Source organism: uncultured Eubacterium sp. (assembly GCF_934561735.1).
GTDB lineage: Bacteria > Bacillota > Clostridia > Oscillospirales > Acutalibacteraceae > Eubacterium_R.
The window spans coordinates 66743-88009 of the sequence record NZ_CAKTGT010000003.1; the positions used below are offsets into that span (position 1 = coordinate 66743).

Below are 21267 nucleotides of genomic sequence, written 5' to 3' on the forward strand. Positions count from 1 at the left end.
TAAATCCTTTCGATTAATCAAGGAAGCCTTTATAATGACGCATAACCATTTGTGACTCTAATTGACGAACTGTTTCAAGAGCTACACCAACCAAGATGATAAGTGATGTACCACCCATTGTGATTGACATACCGCCTGTGCTGTCTGAAGCACCCGAAAGCGGCTTGATTGCAGCATCGCAAACAAGAGAATAAATGATTGGGAACAACGCAACTACAGAAATCATCAAGGCACCGATAAGTGTAAGTCTTGAAATGATTCTCAAAATGTAGTCTGATGTAGGTCTACCCGGACGAATACCCGGGATAACACCGTTGTTCTTACGAAGATTATTTGCCATTTCAATTGGGTTGTACTGAATTGTACTGTAGAAATAAGCAAAGAAAATAATCAAAATGAAGTACATTCCTGCATACCACCATGAATCACTCTGGAAAGCGTTAAAGAACTTTTCCCAGAAAGTGCCTTCATACTTACTGCTTGAAAGGAACATTTGAACAGTACCCGGAAGAGAAAGTATTGATGATGCAAAGATGATTGGAAGTACGCCTGACATATTAACCTTGATAGGCATATGTGTGTTTTGACCGCCGTACATCTTTCTGCCTACAACACGCTTAGCGTACTGAATAGGAAGTCTTCTTTCAGCATTGTCGAGCAATACGATGTATGCAATCATCAAAACAAAGATTACGCATACTACAGGAACAAGAACTTTATATACGGTTCTGCCTGTTGAGATGTATTGGAACAACTGCTTGATAATTGTCGGGAAACGGGAAGCAATTCCGGCAAAAAGGATAATGGAAATACCGTTACCTATACCTTGAATTGAAATTTGTTCACCGAGCCACATAATAACTGCTGTGCCTGCTGTAAGAACGGCAATAATAACAACTGCCTGGAATACAGCGTCAAAGCCTGTATATGCAACACCGCTTGCATCAGCTGCAAGCAAGCTGTTTGCACGAAGATAGAAGAAATATGCAAGAGATTGAAGCAAGCCGAGAGCGACTGTCAAAAATCTTGTGATTGCAGTAATTTTCTTTCTGCCTTCTTCGCCTTCCTTTTGGAGATTTTCCAAAGCAGGAATGGCTACAGCCAAAAGTTGAATAATGATTGATGAGTTGATGTACGGAGTGATTGACATAGCAAAGATAGTTCCGTATGTGAAAGCACTACCTGTCATCAAACTCAAGTAAGTCATAATTGTGTTGCCTTTACCAACATCGATTTCATCAACGATATTTACGAACGGTACAGGAATAACCGAACCGATTCTGAAAATAAGAATGATAAAAGCAGTAAACAGAAGTTTTTTTCTGATTTCCGGAATTTTAAATGCATTAATGATGGTTTTAATCATTTACTGCACCTCCACCGTGCCACCAGCTGCTTCAATTTTTGCTTTTGCAGATTCGCTAATTGCGTCAACCTTTACAGTCAAAGACTTTGTGATTTCGCCCTTACCGAGAACCTTGATTCCGTCAAGAGTCTTTTTGATAAGACCGCTTGCTACAAGGCTTTCTGCATCAACAGTTGCGCCTGCTTCAAATCTCTTTTCAAGGTCTGAAACATTTACTGTAGCGTATTCTGTTGCAAAGATGTTATTAAAACCTCTTTTAGGAACACGTCTTTGGAGTGGCATCTGACCGCCTTCAAAGCCCGGTCTTCTGCTGTAACCTGAACGTGCCTTTTGACCTTTGTGACCCTTACCGGCTGTCTTGCCCTGGCCTGAACCTGCGCCACGGCCGATTCTCTTAACAGCCTTCTTTGAGCCCTCTGCAGGAGAAAGTTCATGTAATTTCATTAGAGCACCTCCCCTTATTCTTCTACGATTGTTACAAGGTGGGAAATCTTCTTGATTTTACCTTGTGTTTGTGCGTTATCAGGTTGTTCTGTAACGTTACCGATCTTGCGTAGACCAAGTGAGTGAGCGGTAGCAATTTGATCTTTCTTGCAACCAATTAAGCTCTTTGTAAGCTTGATTTTCATAAATCAAATTCCTCCTTAACCTACTATTTCCTTAACGCTCTTGCCACGAACGGCTGCAACTTCCTCAGCAGTTCTGAGCTGGCTGAGACCATTGATTGTAGCTCTTACAACATTGCAAGGATTGTTTGAACGGATAGCCTTTGTACGAATGTCCTTGATACCAACTGTTTCAACAACTGCACGAACAGGGCCACCTGCGATAACTCCGGTACCCTTTGGAGCCGGCATAAGGAGAACCTCGCCTGCGCCAAACTTACCTTTGATTTCGTGAGGAATAGTTGTTCCTCTGAGTGAAACCTTAATTACATTCTTCTTTGCATCTTCGATACCCTTACGGATTGCATCAGGAACTTCGCCTGACTTACCGATACCGAAGCCTACAAGTCCGTTACCGTCACCAACTACTACGAGAGCTGCGAACTTAAAAATTCTACCGCCCTTTACAGTCTTTGATACACGATTGATAGTAACTACTCTTTCTTCAAGTTCCATTGAAGATACATCAATTTTATTGTTCATAATAATTAATCTCCCTTCCTTAGAACTCAAGTCCGCCTTCACGAGCGCCTTCTGCAACAGCAGCTACACGACCGTGATATACGTAACCGCCACGATCGAATACACATTCCTTAATGCCCTTCTCTGTGGCTCTTTCTGCTAATTTTTTACCTACAGCCTTAGCTGCTTCAACGTTACCGCCGTATTGTGCAAAGTCTTTTTCAACTGTTGATGCCTGAGCAAGTGTTACGCCTGCTACATCATCGATAAGTTGAACATAGATGTTTGCAAGGGAGCGATATACGTTAAGTCTTGGACACTCAGCAGTACCGCTGATCTTACCGCGTACACGAACGTGACGCTTCTTTCTTGCGATGTTAGAATCTTGTCTTGAAACCATTGTAATTCACTCCTTCCTTTATTTCTTACCTGCTTTACCTTCTTTACGGCGAATATGCTCTTCAGCATATTTAATGCCCTTGCCCTTATATGGCTCCGGTGGTCTCTTTTCGCGAACCTGAGCTGCGAACTGACCGACTGCCTGCTTATCTGCACCGCTGATTACGATAGCGTTTGCATTAGGGCATTCTACCTTAACTCCTTCAGGAGCTTCCATAATAACCTGGTGTGAGAAGCCGAGGTTCATTGTAAGAGTATTGCCTGAAGCTGATACTCTGTAACCAACACCGTTTACTTCAAGGTTCTTCTTGAAGCCTTCTGTTACACCTGATACCATATTTGCGATAAGTGCTCTGTACAAACCGTGCATAGCTCTGTGTTCCTTATCGTCTGATGGTCTTTGTAATGTAATCTCGCTGCCTTCGATTGTAACTGTGATGTCCTTGTTAACATCCTGAGTAAGAGTACCGTTTGGTCCCTTAACGGTTACAGTGTTTTCTGCGTTTACTGATACTTCAACGCCGGCAGGAATTACGATTGGCTTTAAACCGATACGTGACATCCTAACTGCACCTCCTTACCAAACAAATGCTAATACTTCGCCGCCAACGTTTTGCTTGCGAGCTTCTCTGTCTGTCATAATACCTTTTGATGTTGAAACGATTGCAATACCGAGTCCCTTCATTACCTTTGGCATATCCTCTACATTTGAGTAGATTCTAAGGCCCGGCTTTGAAACTCTGCGCAAGCCGGTGATAACCTGTGATTTGTTTTCGCCGTACTTGAGTGTTACACGGATAACACCTTGCTTTTCGTCTTCGATTACTTTATATGATGCGATATAGCCTTCATCAAGAAGAATCTGAGCGATTGCCTTCTTCATATTTGATGCAGGAATATCTACTGTTTCGTGTTTTGCTGAGTTCGCGTTACGAATTCTTGTAAGCATATCAGCGATTGGGTCTGTAATATGCATTGATATTTCCTCCTTATAAATTTAGCAATTCTCGATTTACCAAGATGATTTCTTAACTCCGGGAATCTCACCCTTGTGAGCAAGTTCTCTGAAGCAAATACGGCATATACCGTACTTACGAAGGTAAGCATGAGGTCTACCGCAGATCTTGCATCTGTTGTATTCTCTTGTTGAATACTTTGCAGGCTTTTGCTGCTTAACTTTCATTGATGTCTTTGCCACGATAATCCCTCCTTACTCTGCAAACGGAGCGCCCATAAGTTTGAGGAGCTCTCTTGCTTCTTCGTCTGTGTTTGCTGTGGTAACCATAATAATGTCCATACCACGAACCTTGTCAATCTTGTCGTAATCGATTTCAGGGAAAATCAACTGCTCCTTGATACCCATAGCATAGTTGCCACGGCCGTCAAATGAGTTTGGATTGATACCTCTGAAGTCACGAACTCTTGGAAGTGAGAGATTGAAAAATCTGTCGAGGAATTCATACATTCTGTCGCCTCTGAGAGTTACTTTTACGCCGATTGGCATACCTTCACGGAGCTTAAAGTTAGCTACCGACTTTTTAGCCTTACATACGATAGGCTTTTGACCTGCGATTTGTGTGAGGTCATTAATGATAGAATCAACTACCTTTGAATTTTCACGAGCTTCGCCGCATCCAACATTGAGTACAATCTTGTCAAGCTTTGGGATTTGCATAACAGAATCGTATTCGAACTTCTTCATCAATGCAGGAGCAACTTCAGAATTATATACTTCTTTAAGTCTTGCTGCCATTTGTTATGTCCTCCCTTTCTTAAAACTCGTTTCCGCACTTCTTGCAAACGCGGATGCCGCCCTTTTTGTGGCCTACTCTTGTAGCTTCGTTACACTTAGGGCAAACTAATTGAACTTTTGATGCGTAGAGAGCTGATTCAACTTCTACAAGTCCGCCTGTCTCGCCAACTCTTGATGGCTTGATGTGCTTTGTAACAATGTTAACCTTTTTAACGATAACCTTGCCTTCAGCAGGACTTACAGCGATAACTTCGCCCTGAACGCCTTTTGACTTACCTGAAAGTACCTGAACGGTATCTCCGGTCTTTACAAACATTTTCTTCATACTGAGCACCTCCATTAAAGTACTTCCGGAGCGAGAGAAAGAATCTTCATGTAATCTTTTTCACGAAGCTCTCTTGCTACGGGGCCAAAAATACGGGTGCCTTTAGGAGTTTTATCCTCCTTAATAATTACGGCAGCATTTTCGTCAAAACGAATATACTGACCATCATCACGACGTACACCTTTAGTTGTACGAACGATGACTGCTTTAACAACTTCGCCCTTCTTAACGATACCACCCGGAGCAGCCTTTTTAACAGATGCTACGATGACATCACCAATGTTGGCGTATCTTCTGCCTGAACCGCCAAGTACACGGATGCAAAGGATTTCCTTAGCGCCTGTGTTGTCGGCAACCTTCAAACGACTTTCTTGTTGTATCACAGTGTTTACCTCCTTCGTACTGCAAAATAACACTTTGCTAAGTTGCAGTTATTATTTTTTTGACTAAATTAATAGACTTTTTAATATTCTTAAAAGCTGTAAATCGTAACGATTACTTAGCCTTCTCGATGATTTCAACTACACGCCAATTCTTATCCTTGCTCATTGGACGGCATTCCATAATCTGAACCTTGTCGCCAACACCGCATTCGTTGTTCTCGTCGTGTGCCTTATACTTAACAGACTTATCAACAATCTTATTGTAAAGAGGGTGCTTAACTCTGTCTTTGATAGTTACAACTACTGTCTTGTCCATCTTATCCGATGTAACAACACCGATCATTGTCTTTCTGAGGTTTCTTTCCATTAATCAGTTACCTCCTTATCAGGAATTAGCATTTTCAAGTTCGATAGCTCTTTCAACTGTCTTGATACGAGCGATATCTTTCTTGACTGCTTTAATTCTCATAGGGTTTTCGAGCTGATTGATAGCCTGCTGGAAATGAAGATTGAAAAGTTCTTCTTTAAGCTCAACGAGCTTCTTTGCTCTCTGCTCTGCAGAAAGTTCTCTGATTTCTGATGCTTTCATTACTGCTCTCCTCCCTCTTCTTTTTTAACAAACTTGCATTTTACAGGAAGTTTGTTTGCTGCAAGACGCATAGCTTCACGAGCAACTTCCTCGCTAACGCCTGCAAGTTCAAACATAACCTTTCCCGGCTTAACTACTGCTACCCAGTAGTCAACATTACCTTTACCTTTACCCATACGAGTATCGGCAGGTCTTGCTGTGATTGGCTTGTCTGGGAAAATCTTAATCCAAACTTTACCACCACGCTTTGTGTAACGGGTCATAGCGATACGGGCTGCTTCGATTTGAGCTGCTGTGATCCATGCAGGTTCTGTTGTTGCAAGACCGTACTCACCGTATGATACCTTGTTTCCTCTTGTAGCCACACCTGTCATACGACCTCTGTGTTGCTTTCTGTGTTTTACACGCTTAGGTAAGAGCATTATTTATTTCCCCCTTCCTTGCGATTTGTTCTTCTTCTCTTATTGCGAGATTCTCTGAGAACTTCGCCCTGATAGATCCATACTTTAACACCGAGTCTGCCGTATGTTGTAGCAGCTTCTGCTGTGCCGTAGTCGATGTCTGCACGGATTGTTTGTAGAGGAATTGTACCCTCCTTATAAGTTTCAGATCTTGCGATTTCGGCACCGCCGATTCTGCCTGAAACCATAACCTTGATACCGCGAGCGCCAAGTCTCATTGTGTTTCTGATTGCACCCTTAACTGCTCTTCTGAATGCAACTCTGCGTTCGAGCTGTTGAGCAATTGACTGTGCTACCAATGTAGCGTTGAGGTCAGGTTGCTTAATCTCGATAATGTTGATGAATACTTCTGAAGGATCCTTACCGAGCTTCTTTGCACAAGTTGCCTTGAGCTTTTCAATCTCTGCACCCTGCTTACCGATAACCATGCCCGGCTTTGCACAGTGAATGTTGATTCTTACTCTCTTAGTATCTCTTTCGATTTCTACCTTTGGAACACCTGCGCTGTAAAGTGACTTCAACAAATACTGACGAAGATTATAATCTTCAACAAGAATGTCGCCGAATTCGCCTTTCTTTGCATACCAGCGAGAGTCCCAGTCTTTGATAACGCCGATTCTTAAACCGGTTGGATTACATTTCTGTCCCATTTAACTTTCCTCCTCGCTTAGTCTTCCATTTCCTTGAGTACAAGGGTAATGTGTGATGTTCTTTTGTTAATTCTGTATGCTCTGCCTTGAGCTCTTGGCTGAATTCTCTTAAGAATCGGGCCCGGAGCAACATGTGCTTCGCTTACATACAATCTTGTTACGTCCATATTGTAGTTATTCTCAGCGTTTGCCATTGCTGACTTGAGAACCTTTGATACAGGCTCTGTTGCAGCTTTTGGTGTAAACTTAAGAATAGCCATAGCCTTGTCTGCAGGTTGGTTTCTGATAAGATCGAGAACGATCTGAACCTTTCTCGGAGACATACGAACATAAGTTGCTTTTGCTTTTGCTTCCATCATAAATCTCCTTTCAATTACTTACCTGTCTTAGTGCCTGCATGGCCTCTGAATGTTCTTGTCGGTGCAAATTCACCGAGCTTGTGTCCAACCATATCCTCTGTAACATATACAGGAACATGCTTTCTTCCGTCGTGTACAGCAAATGTGTGACCTACGAATTCAGGGAAGATTGTTGAACTTCTTGACCAAGTCTTAATAACTTGCTTGTCGCCTTTTTCGTTAAGAGCTTCTACCTTCTTGTAAAGACTTTCTTCAACGAATGCGCCTTTTTTAGTACTTCTACTCATTTAATCTTCTCCTTTCTTCTTACTTGCTGTTTCTGCGACGAACGATCATCTTATTAGAAGCCTTCTTCTTGTTACGAGTCTTGTAACCGAGAGCAGGTTTACCCCATGGAGTACATGGACCCGGACGACCGATAGGGGACTTACCTTCACCACCACCGTGAGGGTGATCGTTAGGGTTCATTACAGAACCACGAACTGTTGGTCTCCAACCCATGTTACGCTTACGACCGGCTTTACCGATTTTAACATTAGCGTGGTCTGAGTTGCCTACAACACCAACTGTTGCGATACATTGCTTTGGAACATTTCTCAACTCGCCCGAAGGAAGTCTGAGAAGTGCATAAGGGCCTTCAAGAGCCATAAGCTGTGCGCTGTTACCTGCCGAACGAGCAAGCTGAGCACCGTTGCCAGGATAAAGCTCTACGTTGTGTACGATTGTACCAACAGGCATATTTTCAAGTGGAAGAGCGTTACCAACTACGATATCTACATCGGTACCTGCAACTACTGTTGCACCTACCTTAAGACCTTCAGGAGCTGTGATGTAGCTCTTTACACCGTCCTCATATTGAATAAGAGCAATATGAGCTGATCTGTTTGGATCGTATTCGATGCTCTTAACTTCAGCAGGAACATCAAACTTGTTTCTCTTGAAGTCAATTACACGATACTTTCTTCTGTTACCGCCGCCACGATGACGAACAGTGATTCTTCCGTATGAGTTACGACCTGACTTCTTGTTCATTGGTTCAAGAAGTGATTTCTCAGGAGCAACTTTTGAGAGAGAAGAATAATCAATAACCGACATATTTCTTCTTGAAGGTGTAGTCGGCTTATAATTTCTAACTGCCATTATAATCTCCTTACCATGAATAACTTTGCGAAAGGATGGCACCTTTCATACCTCATCATTCATTTGTTTCTGTTGCTTATATAATAGGTATATATTACTTATTATATTGTGATTACATCATATCACTGAAGAATTCGATTTCTTTTGAATCTTCTGTCAAGGTTACGATAGCCTTTTTCCAAGATGGAGTGTAGCCTACATTGTAGCCTTGTCTACGCTTACGACCGCGAACGTTCATTGTGTTTACCTTAGCAACCTTTGTGCCAGGGAAAACTTCTTCAACTGCCTTAGCAATTTCAATCTTGTTTGCTGTCTTTGCTACCTTGAAGGTATATTTCTTTTCCATAATGCCCATCATTGAGTTTTCAGTGATGATTGGCTTAAGGATAATATCCTGTGCTGCTTTCATTATGCGTATACCTCCTCAATTTTCTTTGCTGCGTCCTTAAGAACAACAAATGAATCGCAATTAAGAATGTCGTATACACAAAGAGTGTTTACTGTAGCAACCTTAACGCCTTCAATGTTACGAGCGCTCTTGTAGATAACTTCATCAACGCTGTCTGTAACGATAAGTGTCTTCTTTGCAGTCTTAAGCTTTGTAAGCATTTCAACAATAGCCTTTGTCTTGATGCCTTCAAGCTCAATCTTATTTACTACCATCATTTCTTCGTCTGCAACTTTTGCTGACAAAGCTGACTTCATAGCAAGTCTCTTTACTTTCTTGTTAAGTTCAACCTTGTACTTTCTTGGCTTAGGGCCGAGAGCGATACCACCGTGTGTCCACTGTGGAGATCTTGTTGAACCCTGACGAGCACGGCCTGTGCCCTTTTGTCTCCAAGGCTTTGCACCGCCACCGCTTACTTCTGAACGAGTGAGAGTTGACTGTGTTCCTTGTCTTTGGTTAGCAAGATAGCTAACTACTGCTAAGTGCATTGCGTCAGCATTTGGCTCGATACCGAAAACTGAATCTGCAAGCTCTAACTTGGAAGTCTTTCTTCCTTCTTGGTTATAAACCTGAACCTGTGCCATTTATACCTCTCCTTTCGTTAAGCTTTTACTGCGTCGGCAATAACAACGATTCCGCCCTTTGGACCAGGGATTGCACCCTTGATTGCGATAAGGTTTGATTCTGCATCAACCTTAACAACCTTGAGGTTTTGAACTGTTACTGCTTCGTGACCGTAGTGACCTGCCATCTTCTTGCCCTTGAATACTCTTGAAGGGCTTGAACAAGCACCGAGTGAACCTGCGTGACGGTGGTTAGGACCTGTACCGTGGCTCATACGGAGTCTTGAGAAGTTCCAACGCTTGATTGCGCCGGCTGTTCCGTGACCCTTGCTTGTTCCCTTAACATCTACTACATCGCCTGCTGCGAAAACGTCTGCTTTAAGGATATCGCCTACGTTCATTGCCGAGATGTCATCAAGACGGAATTCTTTGAGTGTTTTCTTTGGAGCAACATTTGCTTTGTCGAAGTGACCCTTCATTGGCTTGTTGACTCTTGCAACTTTTACATCGCCGAAACCAACTTGTACAGCTTCGTAGCCATCGTTCTCCATTGTCTTCTTTTGGGTAATTACGCATGGACCTGCTTCAACTACTGTTACAGGAATTGCATTGCCTGCTTCGTCGAAGATCTGAGTCATGCCGATTTTCTTACCGATAAGACCTTTCTTCATTTGTATTTCCTCCTTTGGTTATTGGTTGGGTACCCCCAACATGACCTCAACCGTTTTTGATTTGAATTACTTTGTTTTGATTTCCAAATCTACGCCGGCTGGGAGCTCAAGACCCTGAAGAGCTTCAATTGTTTTGTTTGAAGGTCTGAGGATGTCAATGAGTCTTTTGTGTGTTCTTTGTTCAAACTGCTCACGGCTGTCCTTGTACTTATGAGTAGCACGAAGGATTGTTACCTTTTCGATTTCTGTCGGAAGAGGGATAGGACCGCTAACCTGAGCGCCTGTTCTCTTTGCAGTTTCAACAATCTTTTCTGCAGCCTGATCAACAATGCTGTGATCATAGCCCTTAAGTCTGATTCTAATCTTGACTTTACTTGCTGCCATTTTAATTCCTCCATTGAAATTTAGTGGTGCGAGCTCCAATCCTTAACCACGAAGCCGTGTGTTTCTTCTCCTTCATTTTTAAAAGCCGAATGAACTATTCATCCGGGCGCAGAAAGAGCCTACACACGCAGGCATTCGCAAGTTACCTGTCGTAGTTTAGCATTAGATAGTTTCGCCCGTGTTTAAAACTCGGACATACTCCGTCGAAATTACCGCCGGGTTCAGCGCAACCTCCGACATCATCGCATATCATGTTGTGCAGTCAAGCCGCATACGCTATATATAATATATAACTTCAATATACGCAGTTCACCACACGTGCGACTATTATAATATATAGAGAGTGCTATGTCAAGGCTTTTTTTAAAATTTTTTTGAATAAATTTCGGCTGTTTTTACAAATTTTAATTTTAAAGTTTGTTAGTTTTGCACAAGAGAAATTTGCTTCTATATATAGTGTTTAAAAAGCGTACCTACACTATATATAGAAAAGACGGTATACAACACTGTAGGCTGTTGAGAAAGGTTCTGAATTTCGTTTTCTTGCGAACTTTGCTGTACGATGGTACCGCTTGTGAGCAAAAAACGAAAAACGCCAAAAGCACCGCAAACTCGATGTTTGCGGTGCTTTTCTTTAGACTGTATTATTAAAACGATAATATTTCGGGATAAATAAGCCTATCACTTACAAAGTTTCGCTGAAACATTTTTGGCGTGGTTCAGGAACTTTATCGACAGTCTACTCTGCCGTCTTAATCAAATCTTGTTTTTAGGTCCTCTGCCTGTTTTTTCTTCATAAACAACGGCAACCTCTTCAGCTGTGCCCTCTGCAATGATTTTACCCTTTTGAAGAAGGATTGCACGGTCGCAAATTGCAAGTACCTGATCGATACTGTGAGATACAAAGAGTACGGTTACGCCATTGTCAAACATTGACTGAACTTTTGCAAGGCTCTTGCGTCTGAACTTTGCGTCACCTACCGACAAAACTTCGTCAAGAATAAGAATATCCGGCTCAACGGCGGTTGCAATGGAAAAGCCCAAACGGGATTTCATACCCGAGGAGTAATTTTTAAGCGGAACATTGATGAAATCACCGAGCTCGGAAAAATCAATAATATCCTGAATCTTTGTATCAAGGAACTCTCTGCTGTAACCGAGAATAGCACCGTAAAGATAAATGTTTTCCTTACCGGTATATTCCGGGTCAAAACCAGCACCGAGTTCGATAAGAGGAGCCATAACGCCGACCTTGGTGACTTTACCTGCGGTAGGCTTGTACACACCTACAATAGCCTTAAGGAGCGTACTCTTGCCCGCACCGTTAAGACCCATAATTGCAAGTCGTTCGCCTTTTCTTACCTGAAATGTTATATCATCAAGAGCTTTAAACTTGGCAACCTCAATATTACCTTTGATCTTACGAATAACAAACTCCTTGAGATTGTCAACTTTTTGCTTGTTAAGGATGAATTCCATATCAACATGGCTTACATCAATAACAACAGGACGCTCTTCAAGTTCTTCCTCGGCCATTTTATGTTCTTCCTGTTCGGGAAGTGTTTCGTCAAAAATAACATTTTCTATTTCTTTTTCCATATTTCAACCTCTTTTTCTTACTGCAAGGTTACAGCAAAACCTATAATATAGTTTTATATATAATATAATTACTGCTTACTGTCACGCTTCATTTTCCATGTAACGCACGCAAACACGGCAAACAATACGGCAAGCACAAAGCTTCCTGTTGCCAAAGCACACATAGAATCATTAAGCCATCTTATAAAAACATCAACAAGATATGTCGGATAAATTACAAGCTGTCGTGTTGCTTTAATTATGGCAACGGCAGCAAGTACAATCAAGTTCATAACAACCGATGCAAGCAAAGAATAAGCTATGTTTCTCGTGGCACGATATTTCCTTGAAGTTTGCTTGAACAAAGAAATAATTATGCCTATGCCTATTGCACTGCACACGGCAATAAGAATACTGCACACGGTTTTTGACAAATCGCAAAAATCCTTAACCTGCCTTGCATAACCAAACTGTATTACCTTACCGGCATAATCCGCAACATCATCGGCAAATTCGTCAATCGCCGTATTCTTAACGGTTTTTTCTACGGTTAAATTTTCGGACTTAACAACATTGGCAACGCTTGTTGCAACATTTTCTTTTAATTGGTCAAGCAAACCGCCGTATGCGTCCTGCGAAAATTCCTGTGTAGAAACAAATTCAGTCGATATATAAGCATTTTCAATCTTATATATATTATCATAAGTAATTAAATTGTCAACAAAATCATCCGAAATTGAGTTTACGGCACACAAATCTTTTGTATATTGTGCAATATCGCAACGCAAATTTTCAACATAAGTGCTGTTTGTAAATTCGTAAACAAAGGTTTTCGGATTTGCGGTGACAAACATAAATTCAAAGCACAAAGCACACATAACTATGCACAAGTAAAGGACAAAAGACAAAAGCGTTCTTGCTTTGCGGCGAGAGGCAAAATCTGTTTTCATACTAATTTACCTCCTCGGTCAATTTGGCATAAACATAAAACTTTTCATTTGAAAATGAAGCAAACGCATCGCCGGATTTTGATGTGGCAAGCACAAGAACATCGCCGTTTGTTTTTTCCGTTTTTTCTGACAACGAAGTTTTATACACTTTATAGTTGTATGTTCCCAAATTGGAATCGACAACAATCACATCTCCGTTTTTTGCATTATATAATGTTTTAAAAGAAGATGAGGCATAGCCTGCGACTTTCGACGCACCACCCATACCGAAAAGATACGACTTATTGCTCAAGCCCACTCCGTTTCGCATAGTAACACGATTGTCGCCGTAGTATATTTTTTCATTAAGGCCTATTCTTTCGCAGGTAACGGTGCCGAGCAATGAGCCGATTTTAATCGAATCGATAAAATCCTTGCCCGTTTTGTCGTTAGGCAAATCGTCAACGCTTATGTCATTATACCCGATTGTAAGATAAGTTTGAGCATCGGCAACAGTGTTTTTTGCCTTGTCAAGACCTATAATCATAAGCGGAGCAAAGACAAACAGCGAAATCAAAACAAACGACACACATCTGTACACATACGGATAGACCGAGCCTTTAGGTCGCTTTACACGAACAGATCTTTTCTCTTTTTGTGCCTTGGCTTTTTTCATAAAAGGTAATCACCTAAACCTTAATCGTCTTCATATACAGCACCGCGTGAACCTGAAGTTACATGCTGTGCATATCTCTTGAGATACCCTGTTAAATTCTGCTTAGGAGCAGTCCAATTTTTCTTTCTTTCTGCCAAAACTTCATCCGATACATTTACACGAAGAACTCTTGCAGGAATGTCAATTTCAATTTCATCGCCGTCTTCAACAAGTGCAATAGTACCGCCTACCGCAGCTTCAGGGCTTACATGTCCGATTGAAGCACCTCTTGTAGCGCCCGAAAAACGGCCGTCGGTCAAAAGTGCAACCTGTGAGCCGAGACCCATACCGATAATTGCGGAAGTAGGAGAAAGCATTTCTCTCATACCCGGGCCGCCCTTAGGGCCTTCGTATCTGATAACAACAACATCACCGGCAACAACCTTACCGCCTGTGATAGCGGCAATAGCCTCTTCCTCGGAGTTATAGCACTTTGCAGGGCCTTTGTGTTGCATCATTTCAGGAGCGACAGCACCCTTCTTTACAACGGCACCCTCTTCAGCAAGGTTGCCTTTAAGAACAGCAATACCGCCGTCCTTTGAAAACGGATCATCAAGCTTACGGATAACAACTCCGTCTGCATCGGGAGCGTTTGCAATTCTTTGAGCAACCGTACCGCTTACGGTAAGGCAATCTGTGTTGATAAGTCCGCCCGAAGCAAGTTCCTTAATAACAGCCTGCATACCGCCCACATCGTTAAGGTCTGTAATAAATACGGATGATGCCGGATTAAGCTTGCAAATTTGCGGAGTGGTGTTGCCCATTTCGTTGAGATCTGACAAATTAATATCGTGACCTGCTGCGTGAGCAATAGCCGTAAGGTGAAGAATTGTATTTGTTGAGCAACCGATAGCCATATCGGTACGCATAGCGTTTTGAATTGCTTTTTCTGTAATAATATCCGACGGTTTAATGTCATCTTTAAGAAGATCCATAACTCTTTCGCCTGCCATCTTTGCAAGACGAAGACGAGCGGAATAAACAGCCGGAATTGTACCCGAACCCGGAAGTGACATACCGATTGATTCTGTAAGGCAGTTCATAGAATTTGCCGTGTACATACCCGAACAAGAGCCACAGGTAGGGCAAGCCGTAAATGCGGTTTGCTCAAGATTTTCAAGTGACATCTTGCCTACTGCATTTGCACCTACATATTCAAACTGCTCGGAAAGACCGATAGGGTTCTTTGTTTCGGTACTCTTACCCGGAAGCATCGGACCGCCGTTAATAAAGATACAAGGAAGATTGAGTCTGCAAGCCGCAAGGAGCATACCCGGAACAATTTTGTCACAGTTAGGAATAAATACAATAGCATCAAGAGGGTGAGCCGTGAGCATAACCTCAATGCTGTCCGCAATAAGTTCACGAGAGCAAAGTGAATACTTCATACCCTTGTGATTCATTGCAATACCGTCGCAAACACCGATTGTGTTGAATTCAAACGGAACACCGCCTGCGTTACGAATACCTGCCTTAACCTGCTCTGCGATTTTGTCAAGGTGCATATGACCCGGAATATAATCACTCTTTGAGTTAACAACAGCTACAAACGGTCTTTTCATTTCGAGTTCATCAATACCGAGAGCTCGCAACAGAGAACGGTGAGGGGCTCTTGAAGGGCCCTCTTTAATTAAATCTGATCTCATTTTTATACCTCTTTGTTATTTGTTATAGAATAAATTATAAATGCTTATTATTTATATTATATTATTTATAAGGATTAATTTCAATATATTTTTATATTTATATGATTTTAAGGTTTAACAAGCCGTTTAAAAAATGATTTACGGCAGCGTTATGTCTTAATTATACAAGAATTTTACTTTTCGTCAAGGCGTGCAGATTTTGTCTGAAAAGCAATAAAGCCCAAGGGAAAATCCTTGAGCCTTATCAGATATAATAAAGTACACTTTATGTTGCCACATTCTATTGCGTCAATAGGAGGCATAATTCGATTGATTATATTTGGCGTGTTTCAGGAGCTTTATCGACAGTCTGATTAGCCTTTTAATGCGTTTGAGCCGACATACAGTGTGTAGCCGTTGAAATCAATATTGCTGTAAGTGGTGTCCTCATCATCAAGCGTGCTGACATAGCTGTCGCCTGTCAATTTGATTTTTGATGATGAATCAAGTTTCAGCGAAAATTCTTTTGCCGAGTTTTCGGAATTCAGTGTACCCTCGTAATAGCTTCCGCCCGACAAACTCATTGTCAATGTTGAAATAGAATCGACGCACACATTACCTTTTGCTTTTTGGTTTTTCATATTCAATTCAACCGCACCGCCGTTTGAACCGCTGTTTCCCCACGAATCCTTTTGAACCCGCAAAAAGTATCCGCTTGAATCCGTGTTGCTTATAGTATTGTTTTCAAGATTTATTTCTGCCGCTGTGTTTGTTACATACAAAGTGTCGCCCTTTTGAGTTGTGATTTTGCAATTTTTCGCAGTAAACGAAGCTGTGCCCGTGTCTGCGTCACCCGACATAGATTGATACAAGAATATATTTTTATATGTTGTTGACTGTCCGTTAAGTTTTGTATTGTTATCGTTAAGTTCGCAATTTTCCAAATTTACGCTGTTTTTGCCCTCAATAACAACACCCTCTGAAACATTCGATACAAGTTTTGCATTTTTAACCGAAATATCAGCGGTTGAATAAACGCTTGGCGAGCCTTGACCGTTTGTTGTATAAGTTCCGCCGTTAACATTCACCGTGCCTCCGCCTCTGTCGCTTCTGATTGCGGCACTTGATGTTCCGTATGTTTTAACGGTCAAATCAGTTGCATTCATAATTCCGCCGCCCGTTGTCATAATTCCGCCCGAATTATCTTTTTTGGTGACAATGGTTGAATTGCTGATGTTAACCTCGGTTGAATCACTTGATGTGTTATCGGTTGTTGCACTTCCGCCGTAGGAAAACACACCGTTTGCACCTGTTGCATTTGTTGTGACGGTTGAATTTTTTATAGTCAATTTTGCACCGTCTTTTGCTATAACGCCTGAATTCGTACCGTAAAAACTCGTATTATCTCCGCCGTCCGAATCGCCCGTTTTCGTAACTGTGATGTTGTCAAGCGTTGCCTCCGCTCCGCTTACAAGCAAAGCGTTTTCGTCAGCCGTTTTTGAACTGTACGATTCGTTGCTTATTGTTGTGTCATCCGTAATTTCCGTTTGTGCCGAGTATTCCGTATTACCCGATGATTGCTGTGGCGGCTGACCCTGCATTGCACTCGGTGTGTTTTTCTCGTTAACAGCTTCAACCGTGACATACGCCAATCCGCACTCTGTTATAATCAAAGTAAGTATGATAACCAAACTTATTATTTTTTCTTTCCGTGTCATATTAGCCTCCTATAATATTGTCAAAATTTATGTACTGTATAAACCGCAAAATATCTATTTGTGTTAAGCATTATTCGTTAAGGAATTACCTCCGCCGCTGCTTTGAGAATGTTCCGCTCCCGCATTACCGTTATCGGCATTTGAATTGTCGCCGTCAGGTTTTTCGGGAGGCTGTTGTGAATTATTATCCCCCTGTGATTGTGACGGTTGTGAGTCGCCGCCTTGCATCTGTGGCGGTTGCCCCATTGACGATGACGGTTCATTATTATTCTGCGAAAGTTCAATGTATGCATAAATTCCCGCAGTTGCCATAATTGCACCAACCAATACGCCGATGATAAAATTTACGATAGACTTTTTCATAAAAACACTCCTTTCCTTTGATACCATAATATCAAACAATTTTTTCGAATTCATAAATCAGATAAAAAGAAAATATTACCAATGTAAATATTTTTTGGACAAAGTATTTACATTTTATTATGATAAAAAGCCCAAGAAAATCTTGAGCTTTGTTAATACAATTATTTTACTATTTTTTCTATATGATAGCGTGGCTTGCCTTGGCTTTTGCGTCCGTATTCTATTGCTTCCTTTGGGCAATAGCAAATGCACGCCATACAATGAGTGCAATTGTTTCCCCACACAGGCTTGCCGTCAACGAGTTTAACATTGTTGAGCGGGCAAAGTTTGACGCACTTGCCGCAACCTATGCAATCATCGGTTGCATAAAAAGCCTTTGATTTTACAAACAAAGGATAAAACGCATCGTTTACAATTCCGCTGTACAACTTGTCAATTAACGAAGTTTTCAAAGTCTTAAACGGCTTTTCGTTCTTAATTTGCTCCGCTGTTTTTTCAATATCACGGATTGAATTTGACACAATCTGCTTTGCCTCATCAACCTGCGGTGCATCAAACATTGCAATGTAATTTTCAGGCATGACAATTTGAGCGGTGCCATTGTAATCAAAGCCCTTTTGAGTGCAAAGGAGCTTGTTGAATTTTTCGGCATTGCCGACTTCACCGCCGCAGGTCATAACAAACCAAACGCCATCGGTGGCGGTTATATCGGTTTTTTCAATCCATTCGGTAACAACACGGGGAATTCTCCACGCATAGGTAGGTGTGGCAATAACCAACCTGCCGTTTACAGCGATTGGAGAATGGTCGCCGTGCTTTATTTTTTCATTCAAATCAATAACGGTATCACCGAGCTTGTCGGCAATGAATTCGGCGACATATCGGCTGTTGCCCGTGCCTGAAAAACATAAAATCATTGCTTGTTTTCCTCCTCGGGATAAGTAAGGTCAAAGTTTCTTCTGAAATCGGCCATAATATCCATTACATCCTTGGTGTAATCAAGGTGCATATCGTTTACCTCGCCCAAAATTGCCTTTTCCATATCTTCAAGCTCATAGGCAAGAGCGTCCTCGTGCTTACCTGCCGATACCGTTTCGGTTTCGCCGCTTTCGGCATAAGTAATTGTTGCTTCCCACGCTCTCGGATATTCCATAATTTCAATATATCCCTTTTCGCAGGACACCATACCACGCTTAGGCTGTTTTGAATGAAGCGAAAGCATAACGGTTGCCATTTGACCATCTTTGTTTGTAAGGAGCATACTTGCCTGCTCATCAACACCGGTCGGTGCTTTTTTCATTTGTGACAAAACGCTGTTCGGCTTTGAGGCGAAAAACCAACGGATAAACGAAAGCGAATAAACGCCGATATCAAGCATTGCACCGCCGGCAAGAGAACGATTAAAAAATCGGTTTTTCATATTATAATCCTTAAAGCTGCCGAAATTTGTTGTAATAAGATTAACCCGTCCGAGTTTACCCGACGCAAGAATTTCATTAAGTTTTTTGTAAATCGGCATATGATAAATCGTCATAGCCTCGGCAACGATAACGCCCTTTTCTTCTGCAAGAGTCAACGCTTCGTCAAGCTCCGAAGAATTAAGCGTAACAGACTTTTCAACAAGAATATGCTTGCCGTTTGCTATTGCCTTTTTCATAAATTCAATATGAGTGTTGTGCGGAGTGGTGATGTAAACAACATCAACATTCGGGTCGGTGAACATATCGTTAAAATCATCGTACACCTTGCCGATGCCGTATTTTTCGGCAAACGCCACAGCCTTTTCGTGAGTTCTGTTGCCGACCGCATAAATGCTTTTGCCGTTTTTCCGCAAAGCAACAGCCATTTCGTTTGCTATAACTCCCGTGCCGAGAACCGCCCAATTAATGTTTTTCATTTTGACATTCCTCCGTTAATCAATCAAAAAGTGTAGGTGAATTTATATTTTCATACGAATCAAAGCACATCAAAATCTGTTCTTTTGTTGTTTTTTCCACGGCAAGATTGTCGGGAATATTGTCACGGTCAAAAAATCCGATTTCGGTGGTTTCAATATTTTCTTCAAAGCTCCCACCTTCGTATTTGCAAAGAACAAACACTTTAACAACACCGTAGGCAAAGTTTGTCACATTATGGAGTCTCCAATCCTGAACGGCAATTATTTTTTGAGAGGAAACGATAAATCCTGTTTCTTCCCGTACTTCCTTTTCGGTATTTGAAGCAACGGATTGATCAACATCACACCAGCCGCCCGGGAGCGACCAAGTGCCATTGTTTTAGTGCACCATAAGGATTTTGCCGTCAACAAACACCGCCGCCCTCGTGTCAATCTTAGGGGTTTGATAGCCACTTTCATTGCAAAACAAATCCGTTATTTTTTCAACGGAAACATCTGTTTTAACTGATAACATTTCTGCCGATATTCTGCGAAGTTCCTCGTATCGTTCTTTGTCAAACTTATCCTTGCCGTATTGCAAACCCGCCTGTGCAATAGACTGAATACGCATTGCAAAATCAAACCATTTATCGTTCACTTCTTCACCGCCTTAATATATTTCATTATAAAAAAAGCTCTCGAAAACATCAAGAAATTTATATCAACAAATTTTTTCTCTTTTCTTCCAACTGACAAAGCCGTACATATCGTTGAAAAAGAAAATTGCAAAATTCATAACAACGGGTATGTATTCTGGATTTTTAATTGACGCAAGCACCCACAAAACAATAAGCACAATATCGTTTGCCGCATAACCTACGGCGTAATATGACGAACGAAGCATAGTCAGTGCCGCCGCAATAAAACTTGTTGTGATTGATATGGTGCTGAACACAATATTTGGCGTGTTGAGTTTTGCCAAAATCAAATAAAACACCGCCGTAACAATCACGGTGGAGAGGGCAACCAACAAAAAATGCTTTTTTGTAAGTTTTTGAATTGCAACCTCTTTTCCGTTTTTGGCAGGGTTTTTAATCCAGGTTATCGTTGACCAAATCGCCATAGGCATCGTCATACCGAGATAGGTTATCACCTCTCCCCAATACCTGAACTTCCAAGATATAATGCCGTAAAATACACTGAACACAATCATAAGAATCGGTGCCCACACATTGCCTATTGCCGCAAACACAAGCGAGGTTACACCCACGCATGTCGCCGACAGTGTAAGAACATCAACATCCCCCGACAAGAGATTTGACATTATTACCAACACGAGTGACACAATCCACAGCACCCACTCTTTTTTCTTAAAACTTTTAAACGGATTACTCATATATTATATATTTTCCTCATAAAACATTACTTATTGTGTACAACGGAAAGATTATATCGATATAAAAATATTCCGCTATGCAACAATACTTGCAAGCCGTTTTCCGCAAAACACACCGAGCAAACAAAAAGCCACGCTCAACACAACATACAATCCGCCGAAGCAATACATTTTGTTTTCAAACAAGGTGACAGCCTCAAGCGAAAAGGTTGAAAATGTTGTGAAACCTCCGCAAACACCGGTTTTCCAAAACAGTACAGTGTTTGGAGATGTGTTTTCTTTTTCGCTGACAATGCCGACAATAAAGCCGATAGCAACCGCACCGACAATGTTTGTGACAAAGGTCAAAATCGGAAAATCCGTTTTAACGGGTATCAAACTTATGGCATAGCGTAAAACCGCACCAAGCGCGCCGCCAAGTGCTACAAACAAGAAATTCATTTCAGTCT

32 protein-coding genes and 1 pseudogene are annotated in these 21267 nt (G+C 41.6%); all 33 read right to left on the reverse strand.

The genetic code is table 11. From position 1 onward, the window contains the following. Positions 1–13 precede the first annotated feature (13 nt). Positions 14–1366, reverse strand: coding sequence for a preprotein translocase subunit SecY (secY, locus tag Q0E08_RS03700; protein WP_294777137.1), 1353 nt, complete (start codon positions 1364–1366; stop codon positions 14–16). Then, entirely contained in the window at positions 1367–1810 is a 444-nt protein-coding gene (gene rplO / locus Q0E08_RS03705; protein ID WP_294777140.1) for a 50S ribosomal protein L15, read from the reverse strand. Positions 1811–1824: 14 nt separating this feature from the next. Further along, positions 1825–1995, reverse strand: coding sequence for a 50S ribosomal protein L30 (rpmD, locus tag Q0E08_RS03710; protein WP_078768212.1), 171 nt, complete (start codon positions 1993–1995; stop codon positions 1825–1827). Positions 1996–2010: 15 nt separating this feature from the next. After that, positions 2011–2514, reverse strand: a complete 504-nt coding sequence (gene rpsE / locus Q0E08_RS03715; protein WP_078768213.1) for a 30S ribosomal protein S5 — start codon at positions 2512–2514, stop codon at positions 2011–2013. A gap of 19 nt (positions 2515–2533) precedes the next feature. Next, positions 2534–2893 carry a 50S ribosomal protein L18 gene (gene rplR / locus Q0E08_RS03720; RefSeq protein WP_078768214.1) on the reverse strand — a complete coding sequence of 120 codons (360 nt, stop codon included), beginning with the start codon at positions 2891–2893 and terminating at the stop codon, positions 2534–2536. An 18-nt stretch (positions 2894–2911) separates the two neighbouring features. Beyond that, positions 2912–3454 carry a 50S ribosomal protein L6 gene (gene rplF / locus Q0E08_RS03725; RefSeq protein ID WP_294777146.1) on the reverse strand — a complete coding sequence of 181 codons (543 nt, stop codon included), beginning with the start codon at positions 3452–3454 and terminating at the stop codon, positions 2912–2914. Between the two features lie 15 nt (positions 3455–3469). Next, positions 3470–3868, reverse strand: coding sequence for a 30S ribosomal protein S8 (gene rpsH / locus Q0E08_RS03730; protein WP_078768216.1), 399 nt, complete (start codon positions 3866–3868; stop codon positions 3470–3472). 36 nt (positions 3869–3904) lie between these two features. Then, a complete protein-coding gene (locus tag Q0E08_RS03735) occupies positions 3905–4090 on the reverse strand; it encodes a type Z 30S ribosomal protein S14 (RefSeq protein ID WP_078768217.1) in 186 nt (61 codons plus the stop codon). 12 nt (positions 4091–4102) lie between these two features. Beyond that, a complete protein-coding gene (rplE, locus tag Q0E08_RS03740; protein WP_294777150.1) occupies positions 4103–4645 on the reverse strand; it encodes a 50S ribosomal protein L5 in 543 nt (180 codons plus the stop codon). 19 nt (positions 4646–4664) lie between these two features. Beyond that, positions 4665–4970: a 50S ribosomal protein L24 gene (gene rplX, locus Q0E08_RS03745; RefSeq protein ID WP_294777153.1), complete on the reverse strand. Its 306-nt coding sequence runs from the start codon at positions 4968–4970 to the stop codon at positions 4665–4667. Positions 4971–4984: 14 nt separating this feature from the next. Beyond that, the gene (gene rplN, locus Q0E08_RS03750) at positions 4985–5353 is read right to left on the reverse strand and encodes a 50S ribosomal protein L14 (RefSeq protein ID WP_078768219.1); all 369 of its coding nucleotides are present in this window, start codon (positions 5351–5353) and stop codon (positions 4985–4987) included. Between the two features lie 112 nt (positions 5354–5465). Beyond that, complete coding sequence (rpsQ, locus tag Q0E08_RS03755; RefSeq protein ID WP_294777157.1) at positions 5466–5720, reverse strand: 30S ribosomal protein S17; 255 nt, start codon at positions 5718–5720, stop codon at positions 5466–5468. An 18-nt stretch (positions 5721–5738) separates the two neighbouring features. After that, the gene (rpmC, locus tag Q0E08_RS03760; protein WP_078768221.1) at positions 5739–5942 is read right to left on the reverse strand and encodes a 50S ribosomal protein L29; all 204 of its coding nucleotides are present in this window, start codon (positions 5940–5942) and stop codon (positions 5739–5741) included. Next, positions 5942–6364 (reverse strand): 50S ribosomal protein L16, encoded by a 423-nt coding sequence (gene rplP, locus Q0E08_RS03765; protein WP_178666973.1) that lies wholly within the window; start codon positions 6362–6364, stop codon positions 5942–5944. The genes rpmC and rplP overlap by 1 nt, the downstream gene beginning before the upstream one ends. After that, positions 6364–7053 carry a 30S ribosomal protein S3 gene (rpsC, locus tag Q0E08_RS03770; RefSeq protein WP_294777167.1) on the reverse strand — a complete coding sequence of 230 codons (690 nt, stop codon included), beginning with the start codon at positions 7051–7053 and terminating at the stop codon, positions 6364–6366. Before rpsC ends, rplP begins: the two co-directional genes overlap by 1 nt. A gap of 17 nt (positions 7054–7070) precedes the next feature. Further along, entirely contained in the window at positions 7071–7409 is a 339-nt protein-coding gene (gene rplV / locus Q0E08_RS03775; protein ID WP_178667029.1) for a 50S ribosomal protein L22, read from the reverse strand. Positions 7410–7426: 17 nt separating this feature from the next. After that, positions 7427–7699: a 30S ribosomal protein S19 gene (rpsS, locus tag Q0E08_RS03780; RefSeq protein WP_290904463.1), complete on the reverse strand. Its 273-nt coding sequence runs from the start codon at positions 7697–7699 to the stop codon at positions 7427–7429. A 19-nt stretch (positions 7700–7718) separates the two neighbouring features. Continuing rightward, positions 7719–8552, reverse strand: a complete 834-nt coding sequence (gene rplB, locus Q0E08_RS03785) for a 50S ribosomal protein L2 (RefSeq protein WP_294777171.1) — start codon at positions 8550–8552, stop codon at positions 7719–7721. A 112-nt stretch (positions 8553–8664) separates the two neighbouring features. Beyond that, positions 8665–8961: a 50S ribosomal protein L23 gene (gene rplW, locus Q0E08_RS03790; protein ID WP_078768227.1), complete on the reverse strand. Its 297-nt coding sequence runs from the start codon at positions 8959–8961 to the stop codon at positions 8665–8667. Then, the gene (gene rplD / locus Q0E08_RS03795) at positions 8961–9584 is read right to left on the reverse strand and encodes a 50S ribosomal protein L4 (protein ID WP_294777175.1); all 624 of its coding nucleotides are present in this window, start codon (positions 9582–9584) and stop codon (positions 8961–8963) included. The genes rplW and rplD overlap by 1 nt, the downstream gene beginning before the upstream one ends. A 17-nt stretch (positions 9585–9601) precedes the next feature. Beyond that, positions 9602–10234 carry a 50S ribosomal protein L3 gene (gene rplC, locus Q0E08_RS03800; protein ID WP_294777177.1) on the reverse strand — a complete coding sequence of 211 codons (633 nt, stop codon included), beginning with the start codon at positions 10232–10234 and terminating at the stop codon, positions 9602–9604. Between the two features lie 66 nt (positions 10235–10300). Then, positions 10301–10618 carry a 30S ribosomal protein S10 gene (gene rpsJ, locus Q0E08_RS03805; RefSeq protein WP_078768230.1) on the reverse strand — a complete coding sequence of 106 codons (318 nt, stop codon included), beginning with the start codon at positions 10616–10618 and terminating at the stop codon, positions 10301–10303. A gap of 756 nt (positions 10619–11374) precedes the next feature. Further along, positions 11375–12217, reverse strand: coding sequence for an ABC transporter ATP-binding protein (locus tag Q0E08_RS03810; RefSeq protein ID WP_366775033.1), 843 nt, complete (start codon positions 12215–12217; stop codon positions 11375–11377). 68 nt (positions 12218–12285) lie between these two features. After that, entirely contained in the window at positions 12286–13146 is an 861-nt protein-coding gene (locus Q0E08_RS03815) for a hypothetical protein (RefSeq protein ID WP_294777179.1), read from the reverse strand. Position 13147: 1 nt separating this feature from the next. Further along, positions 13148–13801: a sortase domain-bontaining protein gene (locus Q0E08_RS03820; protein WP_294777181.1), complete on the reverse strand. Its 654-nt coding sequence runs from the start codon at positions 13799–13801 to the stop codon at positions 13148–13150. A gap of 20 nt (positions 13802–13821) precedes the next feature. Beyond that, positions 13822–15486: a dihydroxy-acid dehydratase gene (gene ilvD, locus Q0E08_RS03825; protein ID WP_177664936.1), complete on the reverse strand. Its 1665-nt coding sequence runs from the start codon at positions 15484–15486 to the stop codon at positions 13822–13824. Positions 15487–15839: 353 nt separating this feature from the next. Then, the gene (locus Q0E08_RS03830; RefSeq protein WP_294777184.1) at positions 15840–17183 is read right to left on the reverse strand and encodes a hypothetical protein; all 1344 of its coding nucleotides are present in this window, start codon (positions 17181–17183) and stop codon (positions 15840–15842) included. A 63-nt stretch (positions 17184–17246) separates the two neighbouring features. Beyond that, positions 17247–17546 (reverse strand): hypothetical protein, encoded by a 300-nt coding sequence (locus tag Q0E08_RS03835; protein ID WP_294777186.1) that lies wholly within the window; start codon positions 17544–17546, stop codon positions 17247–17249. A 161-nt stretch (positions 17547–17707) separates the two neighbouring features. Further along, a complete protein-coding gene (locus Q0E08_RS03840; RefSeq protein ID WP_294777188.1) occupies positions 17708–18463 on the reverse strand; it encodes an EFR1 family ferrodoxin in 756 nt (251 codons plus the stop codon). Continuing rightward, a complete protein-coding gene (locus tag Q0E08_RS03845; RefSeq protein WP_294777190.1) occupies positions 18460–19443 on the reverse strand; it encodes a Gfo/Idh/MocA family protein in 984 nt (327 codons plus the stop codon). Before Q0E08_RS03845 ends, Q0E08_RS03840 begins: the two co-directional genes overlap by 4 nt. A 19-nt stretch (positions 19444–19462) precedes the next feature. Then, a pseudogene (locus Q0E08_RS03850) lies at positions 19463–20080 on the reverse strand (NUDIX hydrolase N-terminal domain-containing protein). Between the two features lie 63 nt (positions 20081–20143). Further along, entirely contained in the window at positions 20144–20818 is a 675-nt protein-coding gene (gene pnuC / locus Q0E08_RS03855) for a nicotinamide riboside transporter PnuC (protein ID WP_294777192.1), read from the reverse strand. A 75-nt stretch (positions 20819–20893) separates the two neighbouring features. Next, positions 20894–21259, reverse strand: coding sequence for a fluoride efflux transporter CrcB (gene crcB, locus Q0E08_RS03860; protein ID WP_294777194.1), 366 nt, complete (start codon positions 21257–21259; stop codon positions 20894–20896). Positions 21260–21267 lie beyond the last annotated feature (8 nt).

Bases quoted from the DNA above. Each gene is read 5' to 3' on its own strand.
- rpsH (WP_078768216.1), bottom strand. From the start codon at position 3,868: ATGCATATTACAGACCCAATCGCTGATATGCTTACAAGAATTCGTAAC.
- rplD (WP_294777175.1), bottom strand. From the start codon at position 9,584: ATGGCACAGGTTCAGGTTTATAACCAAGAAGGAAGAAAGACTTCCAAG.
- ilvD (WP_177664936.1), bottom strand. From the start codon at position 15,486: ATGAGATCAGATTTAATTAAAGAGGGCCCTTCAAGAGCCCCTCACCGT.
- rplV (WP_178667029.1), bottom strand. From the start codon at position 7,409: ATGGAAGCAAAAGCAAAAGCAACTTATGTTCGTATGTCTCCGAGAAAG.
- rpsE (WP_078768213.1), bottom strand. From the start codon at position 2,514: ATGAACAATAAAATTGATGTATCTTCAATGGAACTTGAAGAAAGAGTA.
- rplB (WP_294777171.1), bottom strand. From the start codon at position 8,552: ATGGCAGTTAGAAATTATAAGCCGACTACACCTTCAAGAAGAAATATG.
- Q0E08_RS03815 (WP_294777179.1), bottom strand. From the start codon at position 13,146: ATGAAAACAGATTTTGCCTCTCGCCGCAAAGCAAGAACGCTTTTGTCT.
- rpsC (WP_294777167.1), bottom strand. From the start codon at position 7,053: ATGGGACAGAAATGTAATCCAACCGGTTTAAGAATCGGCGTTATCAAA.
- rplP (WP_178666973.1), bottom strand. From the start codon at position 6,364: ATGCTCTTACCTAAGCGTGTAAAACACAGAAAGCAACACAGAGGTCGT.
- rplF (WP_294777146.1), bottom strand. From the start codon at position 3,454: ATGTCACGTATCGGTTTAAAGCCAATCGTAATTCCTGCCGGCGTTGAA.
- rpsS (WP_290904463.1), bottom strand. From the start codon at position 7,699: ATGAGTAGAAGTACTAAAAAAGGCGCATTCGTTGAAGAAAGTCTTTAC.
- rplX (WP_294777153.1), bottom strand. From the start codon at position 4,970: ATGAAGAAAATGTTTGTAAAGACCGGAGATACCGTTCAGGTACTTTCA.
- rpsQ (WP_294777157.1), bottom strand. From the start codon at position 5,720: ATGGAAAGAAACCTCAGAAAGACAATGATCGGTGTTGTTACATCGGAT.
- rplO (WP_294777140.1), bottom strand. From the start codon at position 1,810: ATGAAATTACATGAACTTTCTCCTGCAGAGGGCTCAAAGAAGGCTGTT.
- Q0E08_RS03820 (WP_294777181.1), bottom strand. From the start codon at position 13,801: ATGAAAAAAGCCAAGGCACAAAAAGAGAAAAGATCTGTTCGTGTAAAG.
- rplE (WP_294777150.1), bottom strand. From the start codon at position 4,645: ATGGCAGCAAGACTTAAAGAAGTATATAATTCTGAAGTTGCTCCTGCA.
- crcB (WP_294777194.1), bottom strand. From the start codon at position 21,259: ATGAATTTCTTGTTTGTAGCACTTGGCGGCGCGCTTGGTGCGGTTTTA.
- rplC (WP_294777177.1), bottom strand. From the start codon at position 10,234: ATGAAGAAAGGTCTTATCGGTAAGAAAATCGGCATGACTCAGATCTTC.
- Q0E08_RS03835 (WP_294777186.1), bottom strand. From the start codon at position 17,546: ATGAAAAAGTCTATCGTAAATTTTATCATCGGCGTATTGGTTGGTGCA.
- rpsJ (WP_078768230.1), bottom strand. From the start codon at position 10,618: ATGGCAGCAAGTAAAGTCAAGATTAGAATCAGACTTAAGGGCTATGAT.
- secY (WP_294777137.1), bottom strand. From the start codon at position 1,366: ATGATTAAAACCATCATTAATGCATTTAAAATTCCGGAAATCAGAAAA.
- pnuC (WP_294777192.1), bottom strand. From the start codon at position 20,818: ATGAGTAATCCGTTTAAAAGTTTTAAGAAAAAAGAGTGGGTGCTGTGG.
- rpmD (WP_078768212.1), bottom strand. From the start codon at position 1,995: ATGAAAATCAAGCTTACAAAGAGCTTAATTGGTTGCAAGAAAGATCAA.
- Q0E08_RS03840 (WP_294777188.1), bottom strand. From the start codon at position 18,463: ATGATTTTATGTTTTTCAGGCACGGGCAACAGCCGATATGTCGCCGAA.
- Q0E08_RS03810 (WP_366775033.1), bottom strand. From the start codon at position 12,217: ATGGAAAAAGAAATAGAAAATGTTATTTTTGACGAAACACTTCCCGAA.
- Q0E08_RS03830 (WP_294777184.1), bottom strand. From the start codon at position 17,183: ATGACACGGAAAGAAAAAATAATAAGTTTGGTTATCATACTTACTTTG.
- rplW (WP_078768227.1), bottom strand. From the start codon at position 8,961: ATGAAAGCAGCACAGGATATTATCCTTAAGCCAATCATCACTGAAAAC.
- rplR (WP_078768214.1), bottom strand. From the start codon at position 2,893: ATGGTTTCAAGACAAGATTCTAACATCGCAAGAAAGAAGCGTCACGTT.
- rpmC (WP_078768221.1), bottom strand. From the start codon at position 5,942: ATGAAAGCATCAGAAATCAGAGAACTTTCTGCAGAGCAGAGAGCAAAG.
- Q0E08_RS03845 (WP_294777190.1), bottom strand. From the start codon at position 19,443: ATGAAAAACATTAATTGGGCGGTTCTCGGCACGGGAGTTATAGCAAAC.